Consider the following 1,889-nt stretch of genomic DNA (forward strand, 5'->3'; position numbering starts at 1 on the left):
ACCATAAAACCCAGCGGGAGCTTGTATATCAAACCGCCAAGGAGGCCAAATCCAAACGGAAAGGCGGACCGGGCACCGGACAGAAGGCGGCGTCCTCACGCTCCCGGAAATACGGCTGGCGGCGGGAGTTGGAGGACTAAGGTCTAGCTATTAGGGGCTGTACGGAGATAAACGGCCGGATAAAAAAATATGTCGCATTTTATTAGACGCGAAACGGTCCGTTTAAAAAGTAAATAGCCAGGTTATATAGGGGATACAAGGCGAAATAAAAGGAGTCGATTGACATGTCCATTGACCGTTTTATCATAAAAAAATTGGACAACTGTCACGAGCAGACGAGAATCAATTTGGTCAAGCTGTTTCAGCTTCGAATTCAACAGGCGGAAAAGGCGGAGAACAACGGCAAGAAGACCGGATGATTCAGCTAAAAAACCCAAAATAAAAAGCATCTTCCTCTCGGGAGATGCTCTTTTGCTGATGCGAAAGGAGTGCCCTCCGCCAGCATTAGTAGAGAGACAGTGCCAGAGTATCGTTCTCGCTGAAACTGTGCAAAATGGCCTCAGAGCCTTTAATTTCAATGCTAATCAAAGAGTTTAGACATTTTTTGAGGGCGTTTTTGCCTTTATTGATTTTGAGCTCCAGCGTGCTTGTCAGGATTCTTAGCACTTTTTGAGTCGGTTGCTTATTTTCCGTAGTAAAATATACGGGTACGGGCTTGTTTTGGAATGTAATCATCATTTTCATTAGAAATCACCTCGTTACAGTTATTTCATAATATGAATATTACCCTTGATTTCTTAATTTTACCTTAAAATTAGCTTATGATAACATAAAGATTGCTAGATATTCACCCGGAAACGAGAGGTTTAACCCCCAAATCCGGAAACCGGAAGGAAACGATTACAGTGAACGTTGATGAGTCGAAGCAATTATCCCGCTTTCTGATGCCGGAAGACTTGGAGCAGCATCTGGAACAAGAACTGCTGGAGCTGCCGGAAGATACGGATCGGATCTGCCGTCTGCATTATACAAGCGGTGACACAGAGAATGATCTGTTCGTATATGTACATATGGATAAAATAGTCGCAATATGCCAGGAGACCTGGAAGTCATTCAGTTATGATCTGAAGGATTGTGAAGGTAAGAAGGGGATGTGCGCCTTTCTTCTAGAAGGCATCTCACTCCCCGAACAAATCAGCGGAGAGAGCCCCGCGCTTCTGATGTCGAGAGATGAATATGATGAAATCTTGAGAATTTCGGACTCCTGCTCCTTGCAAGAACTGCAATGGTATATTGAACTTGCTACGGGAGACTCCCGGCTGTCTGCCAGATTCGCCAAAGGCGTAAAATGCCGGCACACGGCAGGAGAACTGCGCATTTGCTCCAGAAGCGGCCGGGGCTGGTCCTTTCAATACGCCTCCTTTTTAGCTGACCATTCCTGCGGATGGCTGCTGCGCATGAGCTGCGGAGATGAGGATTGGCTGTCGGCGACGCCCGTCGGCAAGAAGCAATTCTGCGCTGCGTTTCTTGAGTGGCTGCTGCACTTAAAGCCGCTTACTCCGTAGAATGACCAACCTCTTCAGCGTGACGGTAATTTAGGTCTCCCTCTTCCTTCGTACCACGTTCTCCTCGGAATGAGCTTCTTTCCGTTCGCCAAACCCCACTTCTCCTTATAAAAAAGGTTCGCCTGCCCTCTTTAACCAAACCCTAGGCATCCGCATATATTTTAATAATCCCGCTGGGCGGGGCATTAGCTTCGAAGCGGTTCAGGGTAGAAAGGGCAGGACCCTTCTGGGAGAAAGGAGAGATTCATAAGTGATGAGCAGAATAACAAGACTGACGGCGCTGCTGCAGGCGTTCGGCCTTGCCGTCTCGCTGCTTGCCGGCTG

3 protein-coding genes are annotated in these 1,889 nt (G+C 47.6%); 2 read left to right on the forward strand and 1 reads right to left on the reverse strand.

The features are described from left to right. Positions 1 to 284: 284 nt before the first annotated feature. Positions 285 to 419, forward strand: coding sequence for a hypothetical protein (locus L691_RS33935; RefSeq protein WP_269634840.1), 135 nt, complete (start codon positions 285 to 287; stop codon positions 417 to 419). Between the two features lie 85 nt (positions 420 to 504). Here L691_RS33935 and L691_RS0110240 read toward each other — a convergent pair whose 3' ends face one another. Next, positions 505 to 744 carry a hypothetical protein gene (locus L691_RS0110240; RefSeq protein WP_025690382.1) on the reverse strand — a complete coding sequence of 80 codons (240 nt, stop codon included), beginning with the start codon at positions 742 to 744 and terminating at the stop codon, positions 505 to 507. Positions 745 to 905: 161 nt separating this feature from the next. Between L691_RS0110240 and L691_RS0110245 the strand changes: the two genes are divergently transcribed. Beyond that, complete coding sequence (locus L691_RS0110245; RefSeq protein ID WP_025690383.1) at positions 906 to 1,565, forward strand: hypothetical protein; 660 nt, start codon at positions 906 to 908, stop codon at positions 1,563 to 1,565. Positions 1,566 to 1,889 lie beyond the last annotated feature (324 nt).

It is taken from the genome of Paenibacillus zanthoxyli JH29 (genome assembly GCF_000520715.1).
Classification (GTDB): domain Bacteria; phylum Bacillota; class Bacilli; order Paenibacillales; family Paenibacillaceae; genus Paenibacillus_AQ; species Paenibacillus_AQ zanthoxyli.